Source organism: Pseudomonas sp. MWU12-3088 (genome assembly GCF_023242405.1).
GTDB lineage: Bacteria > Pseudomonadota > Gammaproteobacteria > Pseudomonadales > Pseudomonadaceae > Aquipseudomonas > Aquipseudomonas kribbensis.
On the sequence record NZ_JALJEA010000016.1, the window covers coordinates 36,980 to 63,056 of the forward strand.

Annotated in this window: 28 protein-coding genes; 9 read left to right on the forward strand and 19 right to left on the reverse strand. The window is 61.9% G+C overall.

Annotated elements, in window-relative coordinates:
• The first annotated feature begins 70 nt into the window (after positions 1-70).
• The 3 genes from M5B98_RS27020 (at position 71) to M5B98_RS27030 (ending at position 1,517) form a co-directional block, all read left to right on the forward strand.
• Positions 71-763: a GNAT family N-acetyltransferase gene (locus tag M5B98_RS27020; RefSeq protein WP_248744511.1), complete on the forward strand. Its 693-nt coding sequence runs from the start codon at positions 71-73 to the stop codon at positions 761-763.
• 149 nt (positions 764-912) lie between these two features.
• Complete coding sequence (locus M5B98_RS27025) at positions 913-1,206, forward strand: type II toxin-antitoxin system RelE/ParE family toxin (RefSeq protein WP_102622395.1); 294 nt, start codon at positions 913-915, stop codon at positions 1,204-1,206.
• A 2-nt stretch (positions 1,207-1,208) separates the two neighbouring features.
• Complete coding sequence (locus M5B98_RS27030) at positions 1,209-1,517, forward strand: addiction module antidote protein (RefSeq protein ID WP_248738861.1); 309 nt, start codon at positions 1,209-1,211, stop codon at positions 1,515-1,517.
• Between the two features lie 8 nt (positions 1,518-1,525).
• Here M5B98_RS27030 and M5B98_RS27035 read toward each other — a convergent pair whose 3' ends face one another.
• Positions 1,526-2,335: a class I SAM-dependent methyltransferase gene (locus tag M5B98_RS27035; protein WP_248744512.1), complete on the reverse strand. Its 810-nt coding sequence runs from the start codon at positions 2,333-2,335 to the stop codon at positions 1,526-1,528.
• A gap of 137 nt (positions 2,336-2,472) precedes the next feature.
• On the opposite strand from M5B98_RS27035, the gene M5B98_RS27040 reads away from it, so the two are divergent.
• Complete coding sequence (locus tag M5B98_RS27040; protein ID WP_248744513.1) at positions 2,473-2,841, forward strand: hypothetical protein; 369 nt, start codon at positions 2,473-2,475, stop codon at positions 2,839-2,841.
• Here M5B98_RS27040 and M5B98_RS27045 read toward each other — a convergent pair.
• From M5B98_RS27045 to M5B98_RS27065, 5 genes are all read right to left on the reverse strand, one after another.
• Positions 2,832-4,262 (reverse strand): sigma-54-dependent transcriptional regulator, encoded by a 1,431-nt coding sequence (locus M5B98_RS27045; protein ID WP_248744514.1) that lies wholly within the window; start codon positions 4,260-4,262, stop codon positions 2,832-2,834. The genes M5B98_RS27040 and M5B98_RS27045 overlap by 10 nt on opposite strands.
• Entirely contained in the window at positions 4,231-5,724 is a 1,494-nt protein-coding gene (locus tag M5B98_RS27050) for an ATP-binding protein (RefSeq protein WP_248744515.1), read from the reverse strand. Before M5B98_RS27050 ends, M5B98_RS27045 begins: the two co-directional genes overlap by 32 nt.
• Positions 5,725-5,830: 106 nt before the next feature.
• Positions 5,831-6,901, reverse strand: coding sequence for an SCO family protein (locus M5B98_RS27055; protein ID WP_248744516.1), 1,071 nt, complete (start codon positions 6,899-6,901; stop codon positions 5,831-5,833).
• A gap of 17 nt (positions 6,902-6,918) precedes the next feature.
• Positions 6,919-9,726: a multicopper oxidase domain-containing protein gene (locus tag M5B98_RS27060; protein ID WP_248744517.1), complete on the reverse strand. Its 2,808-nt coding sequence runs from the start codon at positions 9,724-9,726 to the stop codon at positions 6,919-6,921.
• A gap of 158 nt (positions 9,727-9,884) precedes the next feature.
• Positions 9,885-11,333 (reverse strand): ATP-binding protein, encoded by a 1,449-nt coding sequence (locus M5B98_RS27065; protein WP_134826198.1) that lies wholly within the window; start codon positions 11,331-11,333, stop codon positions 9,885-9,887.
• A gap of 399 nt (positions 11,334-11,732) precedes the next feature.
• Here M5B98_RS27065 and M5B98_RS27070 point away from each other — a divergent pair, with 399 nt between their 5' ends.
• From M5B98_RS27070 to M5B98_RS27090, 5 genes are all read left to right on the forward strand, one after another.
• Entirely contained in the window at positions 11,733-13,079 is a 1,347-nt protein-coding gene (locus M5B98_RS27070) for a hypothetical protein (RefSeq protein ID WP_248744518.1), read from the forward strand.
• A 35-nt stretch (positions 13,080-13,114) separates the two neighbouring features.
• Positions 13,115-15,349 carry an Ig-like domain-containing protein gene (locus M5B98_RS27075; RefSeq protein WP_248744519.1) on the forward strand — a complete coding sequence of 745 codons (2,235 nt, stop codon included), beginning with the start codon at positions 13,115-13,117 and terminating at the stop codon, positions 15,347-15,349.
• 103 nt (positions 15,350-15,452) lie between these two features.
• Positions 15,453-15,914, forward strand: coding sequence for a curlin (locus tag M5B98_RS27080; protein WP_248744520.1), 462 nt, complete (start codon positions 15,453-15,455; stop codon positions 15,912-15,914).
• 26 nt (positions 15,915-15,940) lie between these two features.
• Positions 15,941-17,392, forward strand: coding sequence for a curlin (locus tag M5B98_RS27085; protein ID WP_248744521.1), 1,452 nt, complete (start codon positions 15,941-15,943; stop codon positions 17,390-17,392).
• 239 nt (positions 17,393-17,631) lie between these two features.
• Positions 17,632-17,823: an antitoxin gene (locus M5B98_RS27090; RefSeq protein WP_096821372.1), complete on the forward strand. Its 192-nt coding sequence runs from the start codon at positions 17,632-17,634 to the stop codon at positions 17,821-17,823.
• Here M5B98_RS27090 and M5B98_RS27095 read toward each other — a convergent pair.
• The 13 genes from M5B98_RS27095 to M5B98_RS27155 form a co-directional block, all read right to left on the reverse strand.
• A complete protein-coding gene (locus M5B98_RS27095) occupies positions 17,816-18,034 on the reverse strand; it encodes a hypothetical protein (RefSeq protein ID WP_248744522.1) in 219 nt (72 codons plus the stop codon). The genes M5B98_RS27090 and M5B98_RS27095 overlap by 8 nt on opposite strands.
• A gap of 91 nt (positions 18,035-18,125) precedes the next feature.
• The gene (locus tag M5B98_RS27100; protein ID WP_248744523.1) at positions 18,126-18,317 is read right to left on the reverse strand and encodes an antitoxin; all 192 of its coding nucleotides are present in this window, start codon (positions 18,315-18,317) and stop codon (positions 18,126-18,128) included.
• Positions 18,318-18,384: 67 nt separating this feature from the next.
• Positions 18,385-18,765 carry a DUF6124 family protein gene (locus tag M5B98_RS27105; RefSeq protein WP_248744524.1) on the reverse strand — a complete coding sequence of 127 codons (381 nt, stop codon included), beginning with the start codon at positions 18,763-18,765 and terminating at the stop codon, positions 18,385-18,387.
• A 780-nt stretch (positions 18,766-19,545) separates the two neighbouring features.
• Positions 19,546-20,406 (reverse strand): CsgG/HfaB family protein, encoded by an 861-nt coding sequence (locus M5B98_RS27110; RefSeq protein ID WP_248744525.1) that lies wholly within the window; start codon positions 20,404-20,406, stop codon positions 19,546-19,548.
• Positions 20,407-20,435: 29 nt separating this feature from the next.
• Complete coding sequence (locus tag M5B98_RS27115; RefSeq protein WP_248744526.1) at positions 20,436-20,867, reverse strand: curli assembly protein CsgF; 432 nt, start codon at positions 20,865-20,867, stop codon at positions 20,436-20,438.
• Positions 20,864-21,256, reverse strand: coding sequence for a curli production assembly/transport protein CsgE (csgE, locus tag M5B98_RS27120; RefSeq protein ID WP_248744527.1), 393 nt, complete (start codon positions 21,254-21,256; stop codon positions 20,864-20,866). Before csgE ends, M5B98_RS27115 begins: the two co-directional genes overlap by 4 nt.
• Positions 21,253-21,804, reverse strand: a complete 552-nt coding sequence (locus M5B98_RS27125) for a type II secretion system protein (protein ID WP_248744528.1) — start codon at positions 21,802-21,804, stop codon at positions 21,253-21,255. The genes csgE and M5B98_RS27125 overlap by 4 nt, the downstream gene beginning before the upstream one ends.
• Positions 21,779-22,153, reverse strand: a complete 375-nt coding sequence (locus tag M5B98_RS27130; RefSeq protein WP_096821322.1) for a type II secretion system protein — start codon at positions 22,151-22,153, stop codon at positions 21,779-21,781. The genes M5B98_RS27125 and M5B98_RS27130 overlap by 26 nt, the downstream gene beginning before the upstream one ends.
• 5 nt (positions 22,154-22,158) lie before the next feature.
• Positions 22,159-22,632, reverse strand: a complete 474-nt coding sequence (locus M5B98_RS27135) for a type II secretion system protein (protein WP_085712076.1) — start codon at positions 22,630-22,632, stop codon at positions 22,159-22,161.
• A 2-nt stretch (positions 22,633-22,634) separates the two neighbouring features.
• Positions 22,635-24,482, reverse strand: coding sequence for a secretin N-terminal domain-containing protein (locus tag M5B98_RS27140; RefSeq protein WP_248744529.1), 1,848 nt, complete (start codon positions 24,480-24,482; stop codon positions 22,635-22,637).
• On the reverse strand, positions 24,479-24,997 hold the full coding sequence (locus M5B98_RS27145) for a hypothetical protein (RefSeq protein ID WP_248744530.1): 519 nt from the start codon (positions 24,995-24,997) through the stop codon (positions 24,479-24,481). The genes M5B98_RS27140 and M5B98_RS27145 overlap by 4 nt, the downstream gene beginning before the upstream one ends.
• Positions 24,997-25,545 carry a GspMb/PilO family protein gene (locus tag M5B98_RS27150; protein ID WP_248744531.1) on the reverse strand — a complete coding sequence of 183 codons (549 nt, stop codon included), beginning with the start codon at positions 25,543-25,545 and terminating at the stop codon, positions 24,997-24,999. Before M5B98_RS27150 ends, M5B98_RS27145 begins: the two co-directional genes overlap by 1 nt.
• Entirely contained in the window at positions 25,532-26,077 is a 546-nt protein-coding gene (locus tag M5B98_RS27155) for a PilN domain-containing protein (RefSeq protein ID WP_248744532.1), read from the reverse strand. The genes M5B98_RS27150 and M5B98_RS27155 overlap by 14 nt, the downstream gene beginning before the upstream one ends.

A 26,077-nucleotide genomic window follows, 5' to 3' on the forward strand; every position in this document is an offset into this window, starting at 1 on the left:
CTTGCCAGCTTGATCTATACCCACAAAAGCCAACTACAAAAACACCCGGGCTTCGGCCACGGAGGGCATCATGAGCGTCATCGAAAAGCTGCGCGAACGCATCAAGCAGAAAGGCCTGGGCCGCACGTTTTCCACCTTGTGGAAACGCTACGTGTTCTTCCATTGGGAACTGCTGTGGATGGAGCGCGACCTGATCAGCCCTGTGCCGCCGCACAAGCTGCGCCCTTACGAAGGCCTGCGCAAAGTCGACATCACCCCACAGAATGCCGGCGCGTTCGCCAAGCATTTCGGTGACCGTGTGCAGACCATGGCCGAACTCGCCAGCGAAGGCCACACCGGGCACATGTACCTGGACGCCGACGGCCACGCCGTGGCCTTCATCTGGGGCAGTATCCGGGACTATCACGACCGTCACTATTACGGCTGCAACTTCCCGGTTCAGCCTGGCGAGTTCTTCGAATTCGGCGGCGAAATGACCCGTGCCTACTTCGGCAGCAGTCTGTCGGTGGACGTACAAGTCACCCTCTGGCAGGCCATGGCCGCCCAGGGTTGCCACAAGGTGGTGGACGTCTGCGAAACCCACAACATCCCGGCGCTGAAGCTGCACATTCGCATGGGTTATCACGAACAGGGCCGCGTCACCCACGTCTATGGGTTGTTTGGCAAGTGGCGGTTCTTCCGCGAAACGCGTTATGAGGGTTCGAGACTGGAACCGTTGCGTAAACCGGGGCGGCCGGTGGTGACGGCGGCTGCGCAGGCTTGACAGCTTTTTCCTGCGATCTGTAGGAGCTACGCCAGCGTAAGCTCCTACAAAACCAGTTCCTGCTTGCCTACAGACTCTGACGATACATCCAAGTCTGATAAACGAACTGACTGACTGCTCGATCGTATCCAAGTGGATACAGTCGAGCTATGAACTACTTCATACAACAAACAGCAGTTTTCATGGCATGGCACACCTCGATTCGTGATGTGCGAGCCAAGGTTGCTATTGCCCGTCGCATTGATCGTGCGTCAGCAGGTAATCTAGGCGACATCAAACCGGTAGGTGACGGTGTATCGGAAATGCGCGTTGATGTCGGTGCCGGGTATCGGGTCTACTTTACGATGCGTAGTGGTGTTGTCATTGTCCTGCTGGCCGGTGGGGACAAATCATCACAAAGTGCGGACATCAGACGTGCAAAAAAAATGGCAAAGGAGGTTTAACCATGAGCCAGACTTTGACAACTTTTGATATGGCAGCATTGCTGGACAGCGATGAAGCCATCAGCGAATACCTTTCCCAAGTGCTGGCCGACGGTGACAACGAGGAGTTTCTTCGTGCAATCGGCTATGTAGTCAAGGCACGCGGCATGACTCAAATAGCCAAGGACTCGGGAATGGGTCGCGAAAGCTTGTACAAAGCTTTCGCGCCGGGAGCCAAGCCCCGCTTTGACACTGTGCTCAGAGTTATTCATGCACTTGGCATCGATCTCTGTGCACAACCAGGGCATGTGCTGAATCATTCAACTACCTGAGAGTTGCGCTACTCGTCCTTCACCCCCACCCACGTAAAACACATCGGCATCTGCGCCTCGCGGTTCAGATACTGGTCATACGCCTCTTCCCGGTTCGAATGCGGGTATTCCTTGAAGTGCGCGATGTTCAGCCCGGCGTCGAGGGCGGCGGTGAAGATGGCGCCGAGGTTGTGCACGAACCAGTACGACGGTGCGACCTGTTGCTCGACCTTGCCGACGTAGACGATCGGTTCCTGCTGCACGAACGGCTCCTGGCGAAAGTACGAGGTCGCGAGGCGAAACGGATCTTCGGCGTCGGGATCGACCATTTCCAGGAACGGGTGGGTCTCGTAGATCACCAGTTGCCCGCCCGGTTTCAGGGTCGAGGCGACGTGGCGGAAGAATTCGCCGATGTCGGGCATCCAGTTGAGGACGCCGATGGTGATCAGCGCCACGTCGAAGCGATTGCGCAGTGATTCGGGCAGGTGGTGAATATCGGCCTCGATGAATTCGGCCGTGTGCGGCGAACGGCCGTTCAGCACACGGGCCTGTTCAAGAAACGCCGCCGACTGATCGACCCCGACGACGCTTCGCGCACCCAGCGCAAACAGCGAGAGGCTCTCGCGGCCGTTGTTGCAGCACAGTTGCACGACGTCTTTTCCATCGACGCCAACCTGTTTCAGCAACCCGCTCAGGGTTTCGTCGAGGCAGGAAAAACCGGTCTGGGTGACCTCGCTCAGCAAGGCCTGCCACTCGGGCGATTCCTGATGATGACGGGCCGAATCGTTCCACGCCTGACGATTGCTTTCGATGGCGTTCTTGTTGTTTGGCACTTCCATGGCGCACTCCGGACGATGCTCTTGATTGAGCGGCCCGAGTCTAGTTGAGCCTGCCGATCCAGGTTGTTGCGAACTTGTAAGCCAACGGGCGGCTATAGTTAATAGCCTTGGGGAAAACCGCTTCCACAGGTGCCGCCATGCAAACGTTCAATCGGCTGCTGTTTTGCGTCTGTCTACTCGCCGCCGCTCAGGCACAAGCCCTCGACAGCAACTTCAATTACTACGGGGCCGACCAGCCCTTCGCCCACCCTGCTCCGCCTTCGCTGTATGCGCAGCCGCCGCGAGCGTTCGATGACACGCCGCCACAGGATTTCATCGTCATCCCGGATCGCCACGTGTTCCATGACTCACAGTTGCCGACCGTGGCCGATGCGACGGTGAGGGTGTTTATCCGCACCTACGATGCCGAGCGCGGCATCTACGTCAATGACGAGGTGCTGGACCCGACGTGCCTGCTGGAGTGCCTGAGCCCGCCGAACCCACGAACCAACGCGGTTTACCACTGACGCTTGTCCGGTCGCGCCAGGCCAAGCTTCTCGATGCGATAGCGCAGCATGTCGCGGCTCAGGCCCAGCAAGCGGGCGGACTTGGTGACGTTCCAGTCGGTCTTGTCGAGCATCTTGCGCACCATGTCGCGCTCGACTTCCGGCAGGTTCATCGACTCGGTGTTGCTCGCCGGGCGCGGTTCGAAGTGCGGCACCTCGTGATGTTGATGCAGCGACGGTTCGTCCACCAGGCTCATGCACACGTTCAACTGGTGCGCGGCGATGGTGTCGTTCGGCGCCAGCAACACGGTCTGTTCGAGCATGTTGCGCAGTTCGCGCACGTTGCCCGGCCAGGTGTAATTGAGCAGCAAATCTTCGGCTTGCTGGCTGAAATGCAGGTTGGGCTTGCCGTAGCGCTTGCCGTGGCTGGCGAGAAAATGCCGGGCCAGCAGCAGCGCGTCGTCGCCCCGGGCATACAGGCGCGGCACCTTGATCGAGATGATCCGCAGGCGAAAGAACAGATCGCGGCGAAACTTGCCCTGCTGGACCATTTGTTCGAGGTTGCAGTTGGTGGCGCTGATCACCCGCAGATTGACCTTGCGCTCCTTCACCGAGCCGACCCGGCGAATGGTGCGGTCCTCCAGCAGCTTGAGCAGTTTGGCCTGCAGCACCAGGTCCATCTCGCCGATTTCGTCGAGGAACAGCGTGCCGCCGTCCGCCGCTTCCACCAGCCCGACGCGGCGATCCTTGGCATCGGTGAACGCACCTTTCTCATGACCGAACAGCTCCGATTCCACCAGGTTGGCGGGGATCGACGCGCAGTTGAATTCAATGAACGGGCCTTTGCTGCGTACGCCATCGAAATGCAGCGCACGGGCCACCAGCTCCTTGCCGGTACCGGTCTCACCTTCCACCAGCACCGGCGGCAGGTCACCACCGGTCATGCGCCGCTCGGCTTCGAGCAACTGGCCGATGGTGTTCTTCAGATGCAGCATCGGCTCTGATTCGCCGATCAGCGCCTGCACCCCGGACTTTTGCGCCTCGCGTTCCTGATAGAACGACAGCGTGCGCTCCATCCGCTCAGTGGCCAGGGCCTTGTCCAGCAGCAACTTGAGCTCCGGCAATGCAACCGGTTTGGTGACGTAATGAAAGGCGCCCTCCTTCATCGCGACCACCGCGTCTTCGACGTTGCCGTAACCGGTCATCATGATCACTTTCAGATCCGGCGCGCTGATGCGCAGCTTCTGGATCAGGTCGTGACCGCTCATGCCCGGCAGCGAGTTGTCGGTCAGCACGATGTCCGGCATGAAGCTTTCCAGTTGCCCCAGCGCGTCTTCAGCCGAATGGCAGACCGTCACCTCGAAGTCTTTGCGCTCCAGGTAGGTCTGAATATTGTCGGCCAACAGTTCGTCATCCTCGACCAGCAGAATGCTGTGTTCCATATTCCCCTCCCGATGCCACTTTAAAGTTGAGACTGACGCGGGTTCCTTCCTGCTCGCGGCTGGTCAGCACGACCGAGCCCTGAAAGCGCTCCATGATTCTTTTGACCAGTGCCAGGCCAACCCCGAGGCCGCCCTGCTTGGTGGTGAAAAACGGTTTGAACACCAGTTGTTGCTGCTGCGCGTTCATGCCTTTGCCGGTGTCACCCACCGTCATGCAGACCTGGCCGGCATGGGGTGCCTCAATCTCGACACTCAGCACGCCGCCCTTGGGCATGGCCTCCAGGGCGTTGGCAAACAGGCTATTGAGAATCTGCGTCAGCAGTACTTTGTGACTGACCACCGGCGGACAGTCCTGCAGGTTGAATCGCACCTCGACACCGTTGCGCCGGATCAGCGCCTCGAACGCGCCGAGCGAGTCTTCCACGGCGGCGCGCAGTGCCAGCGCCTCGCCGTCGTCACTCATCGGCCGCAACGAAACCAGCAACTCCCGGACCCAGCGCGACATGCGGTCCACCTGACTGATGATGTCGCCGATGTTGCGCTGGGCGCTCTGGCTGGCCACTTCCTGAGCCAGTTCGGCACTGGAGCGAATGGTTGCCAGCGGATTACGCAGGCTGTGGGCCACCGCCGAGGACATCTCCCCCAGCGCCACGAAGGTTTCGTTGCTGATCAGTTGCTGTTGCTGGCTGTGCAGCAGGGTCGAGGCGCGCCGCACGATCCAGAAAAGGCCCAGGTAAATCGCCGCCCCGCCGAGAATCGTCGCCGCCCAGATCGAGGCAAATCCGCGGTCGATGCGATCCACCAGATCCGCCGGTTCCTTGTAGATCTCGACCATGGCGATGACTTTGCTTTTATCGGCGTTGAACATCGGGATGTAGTTCTCGATGAACAGGTATTTGGGTTCGCGGGAGAGTTTCTGTTCGGGCTTCTCGTCGTCGATCTTGTGATAGCTGGAGGACACCGGCACTTTCATTTCGAACGACTCGTCCAGCTCGTCATCGTCCTCGAACTTGACGCCAATGAGTTCCGGGTTGGTCGACCAGATCACCGAACGATCCAGCGCATAGACCGTCGCCAGCAGCACATCCGGCAAGTGTTCGACGTGATCGAGAAACTCGGCCCGGGCCGCGCCATGGGCCAGCGGATCGACGTCGGGAAAGTTTTCGTCCTGGCGCGGGTCGAGCATTTCACCCATGGTGCGCAGCGGCGTGATGCCGGCATGGCGCATTTCCGCATCGCCGATGGCCTGGACGAATTGCGCGGTGAGCAGCGCATCGCGCTCGACGCTTTCGGTGACCACAAAACGCGTGGAGATATAACCCAGCCCCAGCGCCACGGCGGCAATAATGAAAAAACTCGCCAGCGAGAACCAGCGCAATAGATTGAACTGCGCGCCCCAACCCTTGATGGCGGCTGCCGCGACGTTTGGCGCCGGTGTTTGTTGTTCTTCCAGTCGTTGCATGGGGGTGCCCTGGCGTTTTTTTTGTATCGAACCGGTTACAGCCACCTCACGAGTGAGTGTAGGTGGCTATCACCGCAATACAGGACTCAAAGTCGCTATTTGGTCGCTAGCGCATACGGCTCACCGTTTCGCTGCTAGCGGCCGCACGGGTTGGCGTCAACGCCCCGTCAGCCAAGGGCTGCGTGGTCGGGTGCTGACGCTCGGTTTCATCGCGCAGAAAGTCGATGATCGACTGCGCCGACTGTTCGTCGAGGCGCAGATTGGGCATCGGAATCCGCTCGTATTGTTCGAACAGTTGCAGCGCAATCGGGTCTTTTTCTGCCAGTACCCGATCCGGCTCGCGGATCCAGCGGTTGAGCCAGGCCGGGTCACGCTGGCGGGTCACGCCGATCAGGTCCGGGCCGATATTGCGCATGCCGATGCCTTCACCGTCCTGCGGGCCGAGGCTGTGGCAGGAGGCGCAACGGGTGCGGAACAGTTCTTCACCATTGCTCGGCGGGCGGATTTCCGGCGCATTGGCGTAGCTTTGCTCGATGCTCGGCTGCTTCCAGTTCTGCAAGGTGTTGGCCAGCTGATCGGCGAGGATCCACGGGTTCTCGAACGGCGAGGCTTTCATCCAGCGCCCGGTGCTCTGGTTGCCGACGATCAGGCTCAGGTTGTGATCCTTGGTGCGGCCGTTGTCGACGCCCTCGATGAACAGCCCGAGTTTCTTGCGCAGGTCGGTGACATCTTCGAACTCGCCGGTGAGGAATTTCCAGCCGGGGCCGACCTTGAAGCGTTGCGCATAGGCCTTGAGCACCTCGGGTGTGTCACTCAGCGGATCGATGCTGATCGAGTAGAAAAAGATGTCCTGTCCGACCCGATCACCCAGCAGTTTCTGCACCTGACGCAGGCGTGCGGTTTCCAGTGGGCAGGAGTCACTGCACGAGGTGAAGATGAAGTTGATCACCACCACCTTGTCTTTGATCAGGTCATCGAAAAAGCGCACCCGCTTGCCGTCCTGATCGGTCAGCAGAGTGTTGGGGAAATAGTCGCCACCCCAGGGGGTGGCGGATTCGCTGGCGCCTTCGGGCAGCGCTTGATGGGCGATGAGCACCTGACTGCCGAGCAGGCAGGTGACCAGCACCAGGATCAAGTGCATGCCGAGGGCGCGGGAGCGCGGCGTTGGCCGGGTCATGTCGGCTCCCTCCCTTCTCATTTTTTCACGGTCACTTGCGGGCCGAAGCCATCGCCAGCGCGGAAGGTTGGCAGCGCGGCGGAGTTGACGTAGCGCACGCCATCCCAGCTCGGCAGCGGAGTCGGCATCAACTGCAGTTGCCCGGGTTTCTCGAGGTCCCAACGCAGCAGCATCGAGTTGTCCTCATGCTGGGTGTTGTGACAGTGCTCCATGTAGGTCCCGGCAAACTCGCGGAAGTTGATAGCCATTTCCACGCTGTCCAGCCCGTCGGCTTCGGAGCCGATGCGATAGACGTCTTTGCGCGCCCATTTTTCCCACTCGGGCGGGGCCTTGCCGCCACGGCTGAGGATGATCCCTTCCTCGAAGTGCACGTGCACCGGATGGCTCCAGCCCTTGCCGCCGAGTTTGATGTTCCACACCTCCAGGGTACCGAAACCGGCAGTGCCTGCATCGGTCGGGCCGCTGGCCAGTTTCGTTGACGCGTTCAACCGGCGTGGGTCCATGTGGAAACCAAAGCCGCCATCGGTCTTGACCGTCCACGGTGCTTCATCGGTGCCGTCGCTGCGGCCGAAGGTGAAAGTCCGGTGACGGGCGTTGGCCAGCAGCGCCTTGTCGGCGGCGTTGTCGCGGTGGATCTTCAGCGGGATCATCACCATGCCTTCAGCCTTGCCCGGTTTGGCCGGCTCGTAAGCTGCCGGGTCCATGGCCAGGTCCTGCCCGGTGAAAGGCTTGACGTTGAGCTGCAAGACCTTGCCCACCGCCGGATCGCCCTTGTCCCATTGCGGGCCCTTGCTGGTCTGCTTGATCACCGCCAGGTACTTCTCGGAGAGCACGTCGGACAGCGAGATCGTCTCTTTCGGGCCTTTGCCGTCGTCCTGGGCCTGGAGGTTGACGAAGAACAGTTTGTCGCCGGGTTTGATGCCGTTTTTCGAGAAGTTGACGATGATGTCGAACCGCTCGGCGATGCCCTGGGTCGGCAGGATCGCGTTGTGGTTCTGTTTGTCGCCGTCGGCATCCAGATCCATCGAGCCGTCGAACGGCACGCTGTGCTCCATGATGTTGCCGTCGTTGGCGATCATGTGGAACGGCACGCGGCTGTAGGAAACGCCAGAGTTCTTCGGCCCCTGGAATTCACCGCTGGTGCCTTTGATTTCGCGAACCAGCGCGAGCTTGAAGTAGCGCGAGACCGAACCGTTGAGGATGCGGAACCGGTAACTGCGGGCGCGCACGTCGAGGGTCGGTTTCCATTGCCAGTTGACCAGCACCTGATCGCCGATGAAGCCGTCGGTGTTGAACGGGTTGAACCACAACTGGCCTTCCTGATCCCAGGCCTTGTCGGCGAACACCAGGTTGACGTCGTAGTCACGGTTGCCCCACGGCAAGGCGCTGCCGCTGGGGAAACGCAGATTGACCCCGTCGTTCACCGATTCGTTGCCGCGATCCAGGGCGCTGTAGTAGTTCATCATCGCCGCGTTGCCCTTGTAGACGTTCTGCGCGGTGAAATCGAGCATGTGGTCGTGGAACCAGTGGGTGCTCATGGTTTCGCGCCAGTCGCCACGGATCTTGATGGTGCCGTGGTCGCAGGTCTTCTTCGCAGGCTGCATGTCGTTGACCCACAGGGTTTCCCCTGGCGCGCACGGGAACGCCGCGCGCGGATCCTCGGCCTTGGTGTTGATGCTGTCGTAACCGGCGAGCTGGATCGGCCAGCGATAGTCGTAGTACTGGCCGGGGAAGAAAAACGCGTTGGCATAGCCGTCGCTTTCCGCCGGTGCGTGGCCGTTATGTTCGTGGGTGGTGATGGTGTGCAGGCCGAAGCCACGGTTGGCCGACGGATCGATCGGCAGGCCGTTGTAGTGACGCATCATCACCGGTTGCCCGTAGCGCACCATCAGCAGTTTCGGCGGCAGCGTGCCGTCGAAGGTCCACACCGAGTTGTGGTTCTGCACCGGCATCGCCGGGTGGAAACGCGCATCGACGCCCTTGGCCGTGCCATCCGTCGCCGGCACGCCAGCGACGTTGTGGTACAGACCACCGGGGCCGAACTCGCCGACGGCATAACCGTGCATCTGCCGGCTATCACGCAGGCCGCCGTTCACACGCGCGCCGGTCTGCACGGTCTTGTAGGCGACTTGCGGGTAGAACTCGTTCCAGCGTTGGTGGGCCCAGCCTTTTCCCGGTGGCCGGCCTTCGGCGGACGAACCGATGTGGCGGTTGAGGAACAACTCGATCTGTGACTGCCACGGGTTGCGGTCGACGACGTTGGAGAACTGGCTCGGGAACGGTGTCAGCCCCGGTTGCCGCAGGAACGCATCCAGCGCGGTGCCCGGTGGCGCACTGCGGGCGACACTGTTCGGGTCCTGGGCCGGCGCCGGGCCGATGGCCGCAGGCGGAAAACCCAACGGCGCGGCCGGAGTGGTCGGGTCGAGTTTTTCCGGGCCGAACTCTTCGAACAGGACGATTTGCTGGGTAAACGGTTGAGCGCCAAACAGCGGGCTCGGCTTGCCGTTGGTGGGGTAGTTGAAACTGGTCTGCACGGTCGGTGGCAGGATGTTTTCCGAACGGGTGGTGTTGCGCGTGCCTTTCACCCCGTCGGGCAGATCGAAGGAGTCTTCGTTGGCCTCGGGCATGGTCAAGATGGCGTTGAGGGCCGCCGGTTCATCCGCCGGCTCGTCGTAGTACGCCGACGGGTCGGAGGCTTCCGGCTGGTTCTCGTCGTCGATCGGGCTCGCTCGGACTCCGGCCATGTTGCCCAGGGCCAACATCAGAAAGACGCTCAAAGGCGTCAGCAGAAACAGCTTTTTGGGGTCACGCGTTGTTCTGTCCATCACCAGCCGCCTCATCTAAGGAAGGGGTGATGGTGTTTTGCAATTAGCTCGCCAAAGTATTAATACCCGCTGAAACAAGCTGTTACAGGCGCTGTTGGATTCCCCACTCCCCGGTGACCGGGGCCTGACACCCGCTCCTGGGGGAAAGTTCACCCCATTTACTGGATGAGCTGAAACGCCAGACGAACGGTGGTGCCCTCGCCTTCGCGGCTGTCCAGGGTCACGCCGCCGCCGAAACGCTCCATGATCCGTTTGACCAGCACCAGCCCTACGCCAAGGCCGCCCTGCTTGGTGGTGAAGAACGGCCGGAAGGCCATGCTGCGCTGTTCTTCGTTCATGCCTTTGCCAGTGTCACTGAGCATGACGCTGACGCCGCCGTTGTTTGTGGGTTCGAGCGTAATGGTCAGCGTGCCGCCCTTGTCCATGGCTTCCAGTGCGTTGGCCAGCAGGCTGTTGAGGATTTGCGTCAGTTGTACCGGCTGGCTCAGCACCATCGGCGTCTGCTGCGGATGAAACACCACGTGCACCGCGTTTTTGGCGATCTGTTGTTCGAACGCCACCAGACTTTCGTGCAACGCCGCCACCAGGTTCACTGGCTCCGGTTCGTCGTTGAGCGGTCGCAGTGACTGCAGCAGTTCGCGCACCCACTTCGACATGCGATCGACCTGACCGATGATGTCCTTGATGTTCTTCTGCGCCGGTCCCGCGTCGAATTCCAGGGCCAGTTCGGCGCTGGAACGGATGGTCGCCAGCGGGTTGCGCAGGCTGTGCGCCACCGCCGAGGACATCTCGCCCAGTGCGACAAAGGTTTCATTGGCAATCAGTTGCTTCTGCTGCACCGCCAGCAGGATCGCCGCCCGCCGCACGATCCAGTACAGCCCCAGATAAATCAGCCCGCCGCCCAGCGCGGTAGCCAGCCATATCAGGGTCAACCCCCGTTCCATGCGGGCGATCAGGTCCTTGGGTTCCTTGTAGATCTCGACCATCGCCGTGACGTTCTTGCCGTCGGCGTCGAACAGCGGAATGTAGTTCTCGATGAAGATGTAATCCGGCGGCACCACAAACTTCTGCTCTTCACGGCCCTTGTCGACGTTGTGATAACTGGCCGACACCGGAATCTTCTCGCTGAATGCACGATCAAGGTCTTCATCGGCGTGGATGCGGGTGTTGACCAGTGCAGGATTGGTCGACCAGATCACCAGGCGATCCGGTGCGTAAACGTTGGCGAGGATCACGTCCGGCAGATGCTCGATGTGATCGAGAAATTCGCCCCGGGCGCTGGCCCGGGCCGCCGGATCGACGTCGGGAAAGTCCCGGTCCTGGCGCGGGTCCAGCAAGTCGCCCATGGTGCGGATATTGGGAATCGAAACGTGGCGCACCTCCGCCGAAGCGATGGCCTGAATGAACTGTGCCGTGAGCAAGGCATCGCGCTGAACGCTTTCTTCGATCACGAAACGCGTCGACACCGTGCCGAGCGCCACGGCCACCGTGCCGATCACCGCCATGCTGATCAACGAAAACCAGCGCAGCAGATTGAACGGCTGCTTGCGCGAGCCCAGCCGCAGACTGCTCTCCTCGACGGGTAGCGTTTTTGACTGCATGTTCATGACGGCGACTTCCCGATACGTCCCTATAGGGTTATAGCCCACGGTTGGGTGATTGCCCGGATGCGGGTGCCCCACAAGCCCCCCGGATAACCACAAAACCCTGTGGGAGCGAGCCTGCTCGCGATGACGGTGTGTCTGCCCAGGTGATGTTAAATGTGCCGGCCTCATCGCGAGCAGGCTCGCTCCCACAGTTCGGGTTGACGGATGGATCCCCACAATCCCCAATCCTGGGGACTGTCGCCCGCTGCCCGCGCTGCAAAAAATTCCCCTTCTCACTCGCAAACCCTTGCACCATGGGCCTCTGCGGCCCGTTGCCCGGCCGTTGGTATGGAAGTTGTAAAGCCCCTCTGCAACTGACCCACCCCCAAGGGGCAGGCACTTCGATAGAGGGATTAACTCATGCACCCTTTACTGTCCAAAACCGCGACCGTCCTGGTCGTGAGCGCCCTGGCCCAGGGCATTGCCCAGGCCGCTCTGTTCGCCGTCGATCCCGGACCCTATGCCCCGGCGACCGGCGGATTTGCCAGCTGGTATCAGGACACCCACGGACGCACCCTGGACCTGTGCCTGTCCAAAGCGCTCAGCTCGCGGGTGCCGAGTACGCCCGGCGCGCCTTCGTACATGTGCTCGCTGATCCCTGCGCCCGGCGTGTTCGACGACACCCAGCCGATTGTCTTCCCGGGCAATTTTCCCGACGAAGCGTTCTGGTTCACCGCCGACGGCACCGTGGTCGATGCGGCTCGGGGCATCAACCTGTCCTACGGCTCGGCCGTGGAAGCGGCGTTCAGTGGTGGCGATCCCGTGGAAGGCGACCAGATCAGCTTCGCCCGCATCCGCATCCGGGTCGATGTGCCCACCGCCGGCACCTACGTGATCACTCACCCCTACGGCGTCGAAGTGTTCAACGTGGACACCCCCGGTCGTCGCGCGATCAACATGACCCGCGACATCGGCATCGGCAGCCCGAAAACCTACGACGGCGCGCTCAAGGGTGACGTCGGGCCGTTCTTGCGCAGCGTCAACGGGCCCTACACCGAAACCAATCCGGTGAGCGGCGGCGCCGAACAGTTCGTCGGCGACCCCAACCTCGAAGAGGCCGTGACCGGCAGCCCGTTCAACACCAACTACCTGCGCATCGAAGGCCCCGGCGGTATCGATTTGCGCACCACGGTGTTTGCGGTCTCGGGCAAGTTGTCGACGGTGGTTCGACCCACGCCGTTGATCACCGAGCGCAGTACCTACTCGCGCAAACCCGGCGACAGCGCCCCGGTCGCCCAGCAGGACGTTTTCGTCAAAGCCCCGCCGGCCCCGGCCACCGTCGCGGTCACCAGCAGCACACCGGTGCTCAACCTCAAAGAGGCCGACAGCACCGGCAGCTGGTACGCGCAATCGCAGGTCAACCCGACCCTGCCGACCACCCTGCAAGTGACCGCCGACAACCACCTGGCCATCGCCAGCAGCACCCCGACCACCCTGCCCATGGCCCTGACCGATCTGGTGGTGATCCAGCGCGCCGAGTACAGCCTGAGTTCCGGGCAACTGACCGTGGTGGCCTCGACCAGTGACGAAACCTCGCCACCGGTGCTCACCGCCACCTCCGGCACCGGTGCCGCCATTGGAGCCCTCGGCGGTGATGGCGCAGTGAAAACCCTGGCCACCGGGATCTCGCCGATTCCACCGGCCAGGGTCCGGGTGACGTCGTCCAACGGCGGCAGCGATACCGAAGAAGTGGTCATCGTGCAATGAACGCTCACATGCCCAGATCCGCATCAGGAGGCATCATGAACAAGTGGCCACGCTTCGCGCTCAACGCGCTCGGGCTGACAATCTCGCTGACCGGCAGTGCGTTCGCGCAACTGGCCGCCGTCGATCCCGGCCCTTATACCTACGCCACCGGGAAATTCCCGATGTGGTACCAGGACAACAACCTGCTGTCGATGGAACTCTGCCAGTCCCGCGCCGCCAGCTCGCGAGTGCCGGCCGCCACCCCGCCGGCGTACATGTGCACCCTGCTGCCGGAGCCGGGGATTTTCGACGATACGCTGCCGATGGTCTTCCCCGACAACTGGCCACCGGAAGCCTTCTGGTTCCTGGCTGAAACCAACATCCCCAACAACGGTGCCGGTTTCGGGATGGACGCTTATGTGGCCGGGGTCGAAGCGGCCTTCGCCTCGGGAAACCCGGTGGACGGTGATCAGCAGAGCTTTGCGCGGATCCGCATCCGGGTGAACGTGCCCGTGGCCGGCACCTACACCATCACCCACCCGTATGGCGTGGAAACGGTCACCGTCACCACGCCAGGCCGGCGGGCGATCAACATCACCAAGGACGTCGGCATCGGAGCCCCGGGCAATTTCAGCGGCGCGCTCAACGGCGCCATCGGGCCGTTCCTGCGCAGCATCAACGGGCCGTACACCGAAGTGAATCCGGACACCGGCAACGTCGAAACCTTCGTCGGTGACCCGAACCTCACCGAAGCGGTGACCGGTAGCCCGTTCAATACCAACTTCGTGCGGATCGACGGTCCCTCGGGCGCGGGCTCGATTCAGACCACCCTGTTCACCGTCGCCGGCAAGGTCCTCGACAACCGTCAACAGACCCACGTCGCCCTCGATCGCGCCACCTATCGCCGGACGTCGGCCGGTGTGCGTACCGAAGTGTTCGCCAAGGCTGAAAGCAGCTCGACCCTGTGTTTCCGCGAAACCCTGGCGTTGCTGCCTGGGCCACCAAAGACGCCGTGCCAGACCAGCCTGTTGGGTGACAACAATGGCCTGTTCTTCGGCCAGCGCCTGGGCAACGGCACCTTGCCGTCGGTGGTGGTCGTGACCGCCACCAACCCGGCCGGCACCACCCGTCCGACCTCGGTTTCGGCCAAGCTCACCGACGTGGTGAAAGTCCAGACCGCCCGCTACAGCTGGGCCAATCACAGCCTGCTGATCGAAGCCACGTCGACCGATGAAGTCGCCGTGCCGGACATGGTCGCCCAAGGTTACGGTCGCCTGTCGAAGACCGGCACCCTGCAAAAAATCACCGTCGCCGACCTGACCCAGCCGCCTGCCACCGTCACGGTCAAATCCGCCGCCGGCGGCAGCGATACCGAGCCGGTCGTGGTGGTTGGCAACGCGCCGGACACCGGTGAAAACCAGGCGCCGCTGTCCGTCGCCGACACCGGCAGCACCAGCTTCGGCGTGCCGATCACCCTCAACGTGCTGACCAACGACAACGACCCGGACGGCAACGTGCCGCTGACCATCACCGCACTGACCCAACCGGCGGCCGGCCAGGGCACCGTTGCCCTGAACGGCACCACCTCGGTGGTCTACACCCCGCCAGCCGTGGTCAACGCACCGCTGACCACGACCTTCACCTACAAGGCCCAGGACAGCAAAGGCCTGGCCTCGGTGAACCCGGCCACGGTGACCATCAGCGTCGCGCCGAACCGGCCACCGACCGCCGTCGCCGACAGTGTCGCCACGTTGGGTGTCGCGATCCCGATCAACGTCCTGGCCAACGACACCGATCCGGAAGGCAACGTGCCGCTTGGCGTCGCCAGCCTGACCCAGCCGCCGGCAGGACGCGGCACCGTCAGCACGGACGGTACGGTGATCACCTACACCCCACCGGCCACCGTGACCACCGCGTTCACCACGACCTTCACCTACATCGCCCGGGACAGCTTCGGCGCCCTGTCGACGCCGGCCACAGTCACCGTGCAAGTGTCGCCACGACCAGCGGCGGAAACCTTCACGATCACCACCTCGACCGTGCAGGCCCGCTCCGGCAACCGCTTCAACTGGGACTTCGCCGGCACCTCGTCGGTGACCACCGGCAACACCATCACCGTGCAGGTCACCACCCCGACCGGGCTGGTCACGCTCGGCACGACGACGGTACCGGTCACCGGACGCTGGCGGCTGACGCTCAACAACACGACGGTGGTGCCATCGGCCAACCCGACCGCCACGATCCGTTCGTCCCAGGGCACCGTGCGCACCATCTCGGTGACCACCCTCTGAGCCTACGCCCCACCCGCCCCACACCGCTTGGCGCGGAGTGGGTGGGGCCGGTCTCAGCCACGATTTCAGGTTTGCGCAACACGACACACCACAGGACAACGCCATGAACACGCCGACCGCCGCCCTGCTTTGCCTGCTCGCCCTGTGCGGCAGTGCGGGCGTGTGCGCCGACGACCTGATGGACAACGACGACCTGGCGCCCTCCGCCGACCTCGGCGAACTGCCGCCCCCGGTGGGTCAGCAAGCCCTGATCGACCAGAACGGCCAGGCCAACCTCGCGCTGCTTTCGCAGAACGGTCAGTCGCTGCTCGGGCGGATCGTGCAGTCGGGCAGCAATCAAGAGGCGTACATCCTGCAACAAGGCAGCGACCTGATGGCGTTGATCACGCAAAACGGTTCCGGCAACGCCGCATCCATCACCCAGAACGGCAGCCACAACCGCGCGCAGATTTCGCAAAACGGCAACAACAACGACGCCAGCATCGAGCAGGCCGGCACGGGGCTGCAAAGCGCCGTGACCCAGTCGGGCAACGGCATGAGCGTTTCGGTCAAGCAATACCGCTAAGCACTGCAATCATCGGAGAGTTCATCATGTTCAAACTGACGCCCCTCACCGCCGCCATCCTGGTCATGATCAGTGCCCAGGCCATGGCCGACGACAGCCTGTCCACCCAGAACCAGGTCGGTACTGCCAACATCGCCAATGTGAAGCAGACCCAGGCCCCGTTCAGCAGCGCCACCCAGACCCAGCTGGGCCAGGGCAACGACGCCGCCGCCGTGCAAGACACCGCCAGCAGCGTCATCACCCAGGACGCGGTCGGCGACTACAACGCCGCGTACGCCGAACAACTTTACGAAGACAACGGCACCATCACCCAGCAACAGACCGGCGCCTTCAACACCACCCACGCCAGCCAGTCGCTGGGCTTCGGCTCACCCAACACCGCCCTGCAACAACAGCAAGGCACCGGTAACTTTTCGTTCGTCTACCAGGACTCACAAAACGGCAGCGAAGGCAAGACCTTCCAGTTCGGCGACAGCAACGAAGCCAACATCGAGCAACTGTACGAAGGCAGCGGCAACAGTTCGGTGATCACCCAATACGGCACCGCCAACTACGGCACCGCCGAACAGGTCACCCACAACGGCGGGCAGATCGGCATCAACCAGGCCGGCGAAAACAACTACGGCTACGCCGACCAACGCAACGGCACCGGCGGCAACATCACCATCAACCAGTTCGGCAACCTCAACGGCAGCGAAATCTGGCAGGACACCCAACTGGCCAGCCAGGCCACCGTCAACCAGTACGGCGACAGCAACGAAACCGTAGTCGACCAGAGCTACGGCGAAAACAACACCGCCGCCGTCACCCAGGTCGGCAACACCAACGCCATCTACGCCGACCAGTTCGAATCGGTCAACTCGACCCTGGCGCTGTATCAAGTCGGCAACGGCAACGTGCACTACACCTACCAGAGCGGCGACGGCCACACACTCAACGCCACCTCCGTGGGCAACGACAACAAGGTCTACGCCAGCAACTGGAAAGGCCCGCAACACGGCGGCCAGTTCGGCAGCAACCAGCGTGCGACGATCAATCAGGCCGGCAACGGCAACATCGCCAGCTTCACCCAGGACGGCGTCGGCCACGTCATGACCACCCACCAGACCGGGACCGGCAACAAGACCACGGTCAGCCAGGCCGATTCCTACAACGAGCTGTACTTCGACCAGAACGGCAGCGACAACATCCTGATCTCCGATCAACGCGGCACCACCAACCTGGCCCAAGGCACCTCGAACGGCTCGGGCAACAGCACCGAGTTCGACCAGTCCGGCACCGGCAACCAGGCGTACACCGCGCAACTGTATGGCAGCGACAACATGATCACGGTCAAACAGGCTGACACCATGAACGTGGCGTACGTGACCCAGGGCGGCACCGGGAACATTGCCAATGTGGATCAGAGCGGGATGACACAGACCGCGAATATTCAGCAGTTCGGGTCGGCTAACCAGGCGACGGTTTTGCAGCAGTAAGGGTTGGGTGTCGGGAAACCGCGATCTCTTGGGGTCGCGGTTTCTTTTGCGCTGACGCTTGAGTGGCGTCCTACGGAAAACGTACCGTTTTCAGAAAATCGGGGACTTTTCTGACGAATTCTGGCGGTTGGCCGTCGGAAGTGCAGGCTCTAGGATTTGCCGGGACAACTTGATCCCCATGGAGCCTGGCCAACATGCAATTCATCCAGACAGCGACGACAGCGATACCCGGAGGTTCCATGATCGACCCACTGTGCCCGGTTGTTTCGGATCTTGATCCTGAGGAACAGTCTGCTAGTTATGATCGTTGGTTTAGGGCCGAAGTACAGGCCTCTCTCGATGATCCGCGTCCGAACATCCCGCATGACCAGGTGATGGCCGAGATACATGCCTTAATGGAATCAATGCGCAAAAGGGCTGATGCTAATTGAGATTAAATATGCGACTTATAGCGACTCGAGCCTTCTTGCCGTCTGCCTCGTAAAGCCCATGCAACAAAGCCTGATCGGTTAACCGATGGAGGCGGAAATGGTTGTAGAAGGCTTGTCCCAATCGCTGATTATCAAAGGAGCCAATTTCCCACAGGCCCAAGAATTCTGCATAGGTAGCGCTGTCGATTACCAGTGGTGGTGAAAGGTCCATGCGCTCCTCAAAAATAGTTAGTCGTCAGGAAGCAGTAGAGTAGCCAAAACCGGCATTGCGCTTTTCTACTTTTCACCTTGACGCAAAGCACTCACCCCGCCTCATGCTTTCTTCGTTTGTCCTCCATCAGGGCCGACATTTCAGCCATCACCTGCTCATTCGGAATGCTGGGTCGTGGGTCATCGATTGAAGCCTGTACTTTGGCAATCAACCAGCGGTCGTAGCTGGCGGCCTGCTCTTCGCTTTCGAAGTCTGAAACGATTTCGGAGAACAAGGGATCCATGGTGACTCCAATTTGAATGTGAAAAACGCGACCCCATTGCTGGGTCGCGTTTTTTATTGGGGATGGATCAGTCCTTCAGCTCGACGTGATCCAAGGCCTGATTTACGGCCAGTTCACTCAGCATGAGGATCTGCGCGATCCCCAGCGCGGTCTTGCGGTGGGCGGGGTCGAGGGCGGCGGCGAAGTTGTTGAGCATTTCGCTGGCGGAGCCCAGGGACTCGCAGGCGTTGGCGAGCAGGGATTCGGTGTTGTAAGCCGGGTTGGCGAGGTACATCGGGGCGGGTTCGTTGACGCTGCCCATGATGTGGGCGCCGGGGCAAAGGTAATGGTCCAGGGCGCGTTCGGCGGCTTCGTGGAGTTTTTTTGAGTTGATGGAGGTGTATGGGGAGGTTGGGTCGGTTTCGAGACTGGCTTGGGTTTCGGGTGGGTTGGGTGTTGGTTTTTTCATGGTCATTTCGTCCTCATTGATGGTTGCAGCCGGCCCAATCGACTTCCAGGAAGAATGGGTGACAGCTGTACGCGGGCTGGAAATCCGGGGAGAACGCGACCCGGCAGACATAAATGTCTCCCGCGCACAGCCGCCATAACAGCGTGCACACAATGAAGGTGCGCAAGCATACGTTATGAAAAGCGATTTCGCTTTCTCGCACATCCGGGTTTCCAGACCCGATCGCTGAATTGGCAGCGACCCAAACAGGCTAGAGCCCGCGCTTCCGACGGACAACCTGAAAACCTTGTGGGAAGGATCGTTAAAACAGACACAACTTTTAAACATTCAAGAATGGAACGCAGAGCGTCCCGGGCTGCATTCCCACGCAGAGCGTGGGAACGATCAAAGCAAAAGCAATCCGCTTTCTGCTTTCCGCTTCTCACCACTCAACACAATGAGCGTTAGCTCGAGTACCGCTTTTGACGTGCCGGCCCCATCGGAAGGCTGAGTGGAGGGATTTATCCGGGGGTTGGCGCGCAGCGCCGTTCGACGAAGTCGAACACATCGAGAGGAGGTGCAGCGAAGCAAACCGGAGGCGATGCCCCCGGATGAATCCCGGAGCGAAGGAACCCCGAGCCCCAGCGAGGGGCCGAACGCCGGGGCCCAGCGTTTTGGTTCCTTTTGGGCGTTTGCAAAAGGGACTCGCCGTAAGGGCGAAACCGCCAGCCGCAACACCCAAAGAAACGGATATTCACCCAAACCACCCAGAGAACCTGGTCGGCCCAAAGGCCGCCAAGTTCACTCAGCCTCAGGATCAACCTTGTTCTGGGTCAAATACCGATTCAAAGTCTCATCCGCAGCAGGCGAAGAATTATCCCCCGCCACCTGCCACAACCGCCGCTCAATCCCCTGCGCCAGCAAATGCCCCACCGCCGCCTCGATCGCCGACAACACACACAACTGAGCCGGCTCGTTAGTCGTGTACCCCGCCTCCGCCTCAAGCAACTTCTTGAACTCGATGAACTTGAACACCCCGGCACTGCGCGCCACCGAATAAATCGTCTTGCTGGTCATCACATTCGCCAACACCTGCCCGCTACGAACATCCACCGCGCGCAAATTCACCGTCACCTGATCCACCCGGTACTCCCGGGACAGATCGATCCCCAGATACCGCGCCCCTTCCCCGCCGCTGCGCACGTTGGTGTCGTAAGCGATGATCCCGCCCTCGAGCATCATGTTCGCCGCCTGCAACGGCGGCAGCTCGGCCTGGATGTTCACCGGCGTATTCGGCTTCTTCTGCGAGGCGCGAATGATCTTGCGTTCGGTCAGCAGGTTCTGCAGCCCTTCACGCTCCAGCACCACAAACCAGCCACTGGCCTGCAAGGCGTCCATCAACATCGACGCCGCGCCCTGGGTGACGCTGGTGGAAAACGAACTGGCCGGGGTCGGTTTGTACTGCCCGGTCTGGTCACGGAAGCCGTACACCACCGCCATCAGCCGGCCCTTGGGTCGCGGCATTTTCAGCAAGTCGTAGTAGGTCGAGGCCCTGGGGGTCAGGGTCGGAGTGTCGGTGTCCTGCTCGGCCGGCATCGGCTCGCGCAGACCACACCCTTGCAATGCCGCCAACATCAGCCCTAGCGCTATTATTTTTTTCATGTCCTGCACTCCCCGGAACCGTCATCCCGTCATGGGTTGAGGCCGTTCACCTGAATTTCCGAAACCTGCCCGCTCGCTCGGTCGGTCACTTCAATGGTCAGTGCCCCCGAGTCGTCGACGACGTTGACGATGAAGGCGTCGGTGGACAGGCTCCCCGTGTTGCCGGTGGAGATGTTGTCCAGCAGTTGCCCCAGCAGCCGCGACTGCAACTGACTGGTGAAGCGCTCGAGCGCCGAAGTGCCGGCCACCGTCGAACGTTTCTTGAGGTCCGGATCGTCGAAATCGTTTTGCGCCTGGGCGTTGTTGAGCAGCCAGGTGCCGTTGAGCGGGTTGCCGCCGAACGACGGGTTGACCGGCGTGTAGACCAGTTCAGTGGCCTGGACGGCAGCGGCGCTGGCAAGCCCGATCAACAACCCCGGAATCCAGAATCCGCGGCGCCGTGAGAACGTTGTCGTGTTCATAGTTCGTCCTTCTCAAGGTCGGTGGTGTCCTGCAACAAGGCTTCCAGCTTGCGCCGGACGACCTCCAGTCGAACCGAGTCGGCGGCCTCGTAGGCCTCGTCCTTCAGTTCTACGGTGTTCGGCGGCAGGAAGCGCCGATACACCAGGCGTTGCTGATATTCCACGGTCACCAGGCTGCCCCAGCGCGCGTCGGGGCGCTCGCGCACCACCAGGTTGAAATCCATCGGGCTGGTGTCGCGCAGGCGTTCACTGAACGAGTAGTAAAAGTCGTGGCCGATGTGCGAGATCGTGTCGTCGACGATGAAGCCCATCATTTCGTCTTCCTCGGCGGCGCTGGCGAAAGACGCCACGGCTGCGAGGATCAATGCGCACCACCATTGCCGGCTCATGGCTGCAATGCCTGCGGCAGGGCCGACTGGCCTTTGACCGGGGTTCCATTGCCAGGGCCGGTGCCATCGAGGAAGGCCTTTTCAGCCACGAACTGCCAGTCCGAATAACGCTGCATGCCTTCGAAATCCGACCATTGCGACGGGAAGTCCGCCTGCTTCAACGGCACCTCGGTGGACGGGCTGTTGAGACCAGTGATGCGCCCGTCGAAGCCCCGTTGCAGTGCCCATTCGCCACCGCCAATCGGGTCCGGATAGAGCTGGCGCAGGTGATGCCGGGGTTCCGGAAAACGTTCGTCCTGCAGCAGGTCAGCCAGGTCTTTCGGGTACTGCGCCAACCCCGGCGAACTGCGGTAGTAGCTGCGCAGCGCCTGGGCGTACTGGGTGCCGACCCACAGCAGTTGCTTCTCGCGATCACGGCGCGAAACCGTCGACCACAACTCGCCGGCACTGGCCAGGCCCATGCCCATGATCACGATCAGGAACAGCACGCCCAGGTAGGTGAACCCGCCCTGCTCCGCGCGCTTACCACTCGGAATACTGGCTGCCATCACGCGCCCTCCCGGTAGCACCGCTCTTGATATCGGCCACGCCACCCGCCACACCTTCCGGCGGCGCGACCAGCACCCACTGGTCATTGCGTTCGGTGATCGGGTCCAGTGGCGCGTTGCGCAGGTAACGTTGTTCGACCAGTTGCTCGATGGAATCGGGATAACGCCCGGTGTCGCCGTAGTAGTGATCCAGCGCCTCGCGCATGGCCGACAGGCTCTGGTGCAACGTGGTCTCTTTCGAGGCTTCGAGGCTGTTGAAATAACGCGGCAAGGCGATGGTCATCAGGGTCGCGATGATCGCCATCACCACCATCAGTTCGAGCAAGGTAAAACCCTTTTCCCGGCGCATGAGAGTCACCACTCGCGGTAAGCGATGCCGTTGAGGCCACGGCCCCTGGCGTGGGAGTAGACGTCGAACACGTCTTCGCCATCGCGGGGGTTCTGGGCCGAACTGTCGTAGGCCCGCAGGCCCCAGCCGCCGTTATCGTCACGTTTGGCCGGCACCAGCGGATCACGCGGGATGCGGCGCAGAAAATAGAACTTGGCACCCTTGGCACTGCGCACGTCGCGCACGCCTTCGACCAGCACTTTCAGGTTCGGCGGATAACCACTGCTGTTCAGCGATTTTTCGATGTAGCCGGCATCGAAGGCACGCTTGTAGGCGTCGATGCCATCGCGGATCTGATACAGCGCGGTGCGCAGCTCCTGCTCTTTGCCACGCCGCACCAGGGTCTCGGTCAGCGGCGCGGCCATGCCGGCCAGCAGGCCGATCAGGGCCAGCGTCACCACGACTTCGATCAAGGTAAAACCGCGCTGGGAGGCGTTCATGATCAAGGCTTCTCGACGGTGACGCGGGTGGTTGCCACGGCGGCATCACCGATGGCGCGAGGCTGTGCGGCCGGGGTTGGCATCACGTAGCTCTGCGAACGATCCGGCGCCTGAATGTGCATGCTGGTTTCGGTGCCGGTCGGGAATTCCATGTCCGACGGGCTCTGGTACGGCAGGTTGCGCACGATTCGTGGGGTGATCGACAGCACCAGTTCCGACTTGCCGATGGTGTCCTTGTTGCTGCCGAACAACCGGCCCAGGCCCGGAATATCGCCAAGACCCGGAATCTTGTTGCCGGTGGCGCCATGGTCGTTGCGCACCAGGCCGGCGAGGATCTGGGTTTCACCGTCATGCAGGCGCAGCGCAGTCTGCGCGTTGCGGGTGTCGACCTGAACCGGGATCGTTCCCTGGCGGGTCGGCTCCAGCGGTGTGGCGTTGCTCACTTCCAGCGCAATCTTGATCGCCACTTCGTTGTTCAGATGCACGGTCGGGGTCACCTCAAGCTTCAGACCGACATCCAGATAGGTCACGCTTTCGGTGATCACCGGCCCCTGAGTGGACGGTACCGACGTGGCACTGATGATCGGCACGCGCTGACCGATGTGAATGCGCGCCTGCTCGCGGTTGCTGACGCGGATCACCGGGCTGGCAAGGGTGTTGATGTCGTTGTCCTGCGCGTTGATCTTGGCCTGCGGCGAGGGCGTGATCGAGATCCGGTCGGAGTTGATGCCCTTGAGTTGGCCCAACAAAGTCACTGCCGATCCGTCGCCGTTGACCACGCCGAAAGTGCTCGGCCATTGCAGGCCAAGGTCAAGAATCCGCTGGGTGGCAACCTCCATCACTTCCACTTCCAGCACCACTTCCGGGTTGGACTGGTCTTGCGATTGCAGGAGCTTCTCGGCCATGCGCACAGCGTCTTCGGTGTCGCGCATGGTCAGGGTGTTCAGGCGTTCGTCGACGAACACGTCGCGGGTCTTGAGCATGGTCTTGATCATGTTCAGCGCGGTGTTGGCGTCGATGCTGGTCAGGTAGAAGGTGCGCATCACCAGCTCTTGATAGTCCTTGAGCTTCTGCGGCGAGTCCGGGTAGATCAGCAGGGTGTTTTCGTTCACCACTTTCTGGTGTAACTGGTTCTGTTGCAGCAGCAGTTGCACGGCGTCTTCGATGCGCACGTCACGCACGAAGATCGTGGCTTTCATGTCCGGGCGCAGGTCCTTGTCGAAGATGAAATTCAGCCCGGCGACCTGCGACAGCACTTCGAAAATGGTCTTGAGGTTGGCGTCGCGAAATTCCAGGGTCACCGGGCGGTCGAGCCGGGTGCGCAGTTGCGGGTACTGGATCACGTTGCGGCTCTGCACCAGACGAATGTTGCCTTGCAGCTCCAGTGCACCGTCGTTTTTCGGATCGAGTTCGAGGATCTGCTTGACCTGCCGGTCGGCGCCGTAGATGTCGCCCCGACGCAGGTCGCCACGGGCCAGTTCGAGCTTCTCGTCCATGCTGCGCAGGTAGTCGAGCTGGCGCAGGGCATCCTGGGCGCGACGGTTGTTCGGTTCGATGGTCAGCACCCGGTTGTAAGCCAGGCGTGCGTTGGTGAAGTCACGGCGAGCGCGGTCGGTATCACCGGAAGTCAGCAACGCGGTGATCGCCTTGGCCCGGCCGCTGTTGAGCAGCAAGTGCAGCTCGGTATCCCGTGGATTTTCCCGCAGGCCTTCCTGGATCCGGGCCAGACCCGCCTCGTACTGCCCCTGCTCGATCAGGTCGGCGGCTTCCTTGTTGGCGACCTGCGCGGAACTGCACGCGGCCAGCCCGGCGCACAGGCCGAGGCTCATCAGCAAACGGGATCTGTTCATTGCGTACTCCCCACAGACAAGGTCTGCGACAAATGCAGAGGCAGGTAGACCAGGCTCAGTTCCAGCTCGGAAATGCCGGTGATCTTCCAGGTTTCGTCGATCACATCCCCGTTGCGCACGACGTAGATTTTTTCGCCGTCCTGCAAGAACACCTGCAGGTCGCTGCGGTCATGCAGGCGGCCGACGAACTGGAACGGCACCGGTGGCAGGCTCGGGGCTTGCACCACCGGGGTCAGGTTGACGGGTTGCTCGGTGACCGTGGCCAGAGTCGGCGCGGCCTTCCAGGATTTGGCGGCGAACAGGTCACCGGCAGGGCTCAGGTCCTTGATCGGCGCTGCGCCGGCCTTGGCACTGCTGGCCGGCAAAGCGCCATGGGCGTTGGCTTTGGTCGGGGTAGAGACGGCGATGTCAGTGGCGTCCGCGTCGTCGCTCGGCGAAAAATATTCGGGCAACCAGGCCAGCGCCACCGCCACGCCGAAGAACGCCACCCACCCGGTTACGCGCTTGGTGTTCATCACGACCTCGACAGGTAAAGGGTCATACGGATCCGACCGTTGAGGTCGGTGTCGGCGATCTTCTTGCGTTGAAACTCGACGTCTTCCACCACCACCGCCGGCAGCTGGCCGAGCAAGGCGTGAAGGAACCGGCGCAGTTGCGGATAGCTGCCGCGCACCGGCAACAGGATCTGGTAGCGCGCCAGATGAGTCTTGGGATCGACGCCGAGGGAATATTCGCCGCGCGCCAGGGTGATGTGCTCCTGCGCGGCCAGGGCGTAAATGCGGTCAATGGCGACGGTGGCTTGCGGCTGGGCCGGCAGCTTGTTGCGAAAGTCATCGAGCTGACGTTGCGGCACCACTGGCGGCGCGATGCTGCCATCCTCGACCTTGGCCAGGTATTCGGTGGCTTCCTGGGTCTGCTGGCTGAGCTGTTGCAGCGATTGCCAGCCCGGCAGCAAACCACCGAGCGCCCAGGCGACGCTGATCAGCAGCAGCGCCAGCCCGGCCAGACCGGGAACGCCGAGGCCTTGCAGGTATTCGTGGACGATCAGTCTAGGGATTCGCATCGCCCATCTCCCAGGTTGCCGACAGGTTGAACTGCACCGGTTGCTCCGGCGATTTGACGACGATTTCGTGGCTCAGCAGCGACACGTCGGACAGCTCGTCGCTGGCCTCCAGGCGCTTGTGGAAATCCAGCATCGCTTGCAGATCCCGCGCTTCGGCGCTGATTCGCACCTGCCCTTTGCGCGCATCCGGGGTCAGGGTCAGCAAGGCGATGTCGTCTCGGGGCATGGCTTCGAGCATGGCGAACAGGCGTTCCCAGGGGCGACGCAGTTGCTGCGAGACCTTGCGCATTTCGGCGAGATTCTGCGCCTGCTCACGGGTTTCCGCCGGGCTCAGGCTGGTTTTGGCACCGCTGTCGCCGGTGAGCTGGCGCTGGGTGTGCTGCAAGTGACCTTGCTGCTGTTCGGCCTGATTGCCGAGGTGCTGCTGCACGCCGAAGCACACCAGCGCGAGAAGCAAGCCGCCGCCGAGCAGGCTCCAGCCCAACGGGCCGGAACGCGGACGGGGCTGGAAATCGAGGTTCAGGGCGCGCAT

What these genes read in the sequence shown, in the direction of transcription:
- M5B98_RS27025 (WP_102622395.1), top strand. Translation starts at nt 913, where the DNA reads ATGAACTACTTCATACAACAAACAGCAGTTTTCATGGCATGGCACACC.
- M5B98_RS27050 (WP_248744515.1), bottom strand. Translation starts at nt 5,724, where the DNA reads ATGCAACGACTGGAAGAACAACAAACACCGGCGCCAAACGTCGCGGCA.
- M5B98_RS27145 (WP_248744530.1), bottom strand. Translation starts at nt 24,997, where the DNA reads ATGAACACCAAGCGCGTAACCGGGTGGGTGGCGTTCTTCGGCGTGGCG.
- M5B98_RS27150 (WP_248744531.1), bottom strand. Translation starts at nt 25,545, where the DNA reads ATGCGAATCCCTAGACTGATCGTCCACGAATACCTGCAAGGCCTCGGC.
- M5B98_RS27030 (WP_248738861.1), top strand. Translation starts at nt 1,209, where the DNA reads ATGAGCCAGACTTTGACAACTTTTGATATGGCAGCATTGCTGGACAGC.
- M5B98_RS27090 (WP_096821372.1), top strand. Translation starts at nt 17,632, where the DNA reads ATGATCGACCCACTGTGCCCGGTTGTTTCGGATCTTGATCCTGAGGAA.
- M5B98_RS27115 (WP_248744526.1), bottom strand. Translation starts at nt 20,867, where the DNA reads ATGAACACGACAACGTTCTCACGGCGCCGCGGATTCTGGATTCCGGGG.
- M5B98_RS27125 (WP_248744528.1), bottom strand. Translation starts at nt 21,804, where the DNA reads ATGGCAGCCAGTATTCCGAGTGGTAAGCGCGCGGAGCAGGGCGGGTTC.
- M5B98_RS27085 (WP_248744521.1), top strand. Translation starts at nt 15,941, where the DNA reads ATGTTCAAACTGACGCCCCTCACCGCCGCCATCCTGGTCATGATCAGT.
- M5B98_RS27070 (WP_248744518.1), top strand. Translation starts at nt 11,733, where the DNA reads ATGCACCCTTTACTGTCCAAAACCGCGACCGTCCTGGTCGTGAGCGCC.
- M5B98_RS27105 (WP_248744524.1), bottom strand. Translation starts at nt 18,765, where the DNA reads ATGAAAAAACCAACACCCAACCCACCCGAAACCCAAGCCAGTCTCGAA.
- M5B98_RS27080 (WP_248744520.1), top strand. Translation starts at nt 15,453, where the DNA reads ATGAACACGCCGACCGCCGCCCTGCTTTGCCTGCTCGCCCTGTGCGGC.
- M5B98_RS27110 (WP_248744525.1), bottom strand. Translation starts at nt 20,406, where the DNA reads ATGAAAAAAATAATAGCGCTAGGGCTGATGTTGGCGGCATTGCAAGGG.
- M5B98_RS27075 (WP_248744519.1), top strand. Translation starts at nt 13,115, where the DNA reads ATGAACAAGTGGCCACGCTTCGCGCTCAACGCGCTCGGGCTGACAATC.
- M5B98_RS27040 (WP_248744513.1), top strand. Translation starts at nt 2,473, where the DNA reads ATGCAAACGTTCAATCGGCTGCTGTTTTGCGTCTGTCTACTCGCCGCC.
- M5B98_RS27065 (WP_134826198.1), bottom strand. Translation starts at nt 11,333, where the DNA reads ATGAACATGCAGTCAAAAACGCTACCCGTCGAGGAGAGCAGTCTGCGG.
- csgE (WP_248744527.1), bottom strand. Translation starts at nt 21,256, where the DNA reads ATGAGCCGGCAATGGTGGTGCGCATTGATCCTCGCAGCCGTGGCGTCT.
- M5B98_RS27035 (WP_248744512.1), bottom strand. Translation starts at nt 2,335, where the DNA reads ATGGAAGTGCCAAACAACAAGAACGCCATCGAAAGCAATCGTCAGGCG.
- M5B98_RS27095 (WP_248744522.1), bottom strand. Translation starts at nt 18,034, where the DNA reads ATGGACCTTTCACCACCACTGGTAATCGACAGCGCTACCTATGCAGAA.
- M5B98_RS27055 (WP_248744516.1), bottom strand. Translation starts at nt 6,901, where the DNA reads ATGACCCGGCCAACGCCGCGCTCCCGCGCCCTCGGCATGCACTTGATC.
- M5B98_RS27100 (WP_248744523.1), bottom strand. Translation starts at nt 18,317, where the DNA reads ATGGATCCCTTGTTCTCCGAAATCGTTTCAGACTTCGAAAGCGAAGAG.
- M5B98_RS27135 (WP_085712076.1), bottom strand. Translation starts at nt 22,632, where the DNA reads ATGAACGCCTCCCAGCGCGGTTTTACCTTGATCGAAGTCGTGGTGACG.
- M5B98_RS27060 (WP_248744517.1), bottom strand. Translation starts at nt 9,726, where the DNA reads ATGGACAGAACAACGCGTGACCCCAAAAAGCTGTTTCTGCTGACGCCT.
- M5B98_RS27020 (WP_248744511.1), top strand. Translation starts at nt 71, where the DNA reads ATGAGCGTCATCGAAAAGCTGCGCGAACGCATCAAGCAGAAAGGCCTG.
- M5B98_RS27140 (WP_248744529.1), bottom strand. Translation starts at nt 24,482, where the DNA reads ATGAACAGATCCCGTTTGCTGATGAGCCTCGGCCTGTGCGCCGGGCTG.
- M5B98_RS27155 (WP_248744532.1), bottom strand. Translation starts at nt 26,077, where the DNA reads ATGCGCGCCCTGAACCTCGATTTCCAGCCCCGTCCGCGTTCCGGCCCG.
- M5B98_RS27130 (WP_096821322.1), bottom strand. Translation starts at nt 22,153, where the DNA reads ATGCGCCGGGAAAAGGGTTTTACCTTGCTCGAACTGATGGTGGTGATG.
- M5B98_RS27045 (WP_248744514.1), bottom strand. Translation starts at nt 4,262, where the DNA reads ATGGAACACAGCATTCTGCTGGTCGAGGATGACGAACTGTTGGCCGAC.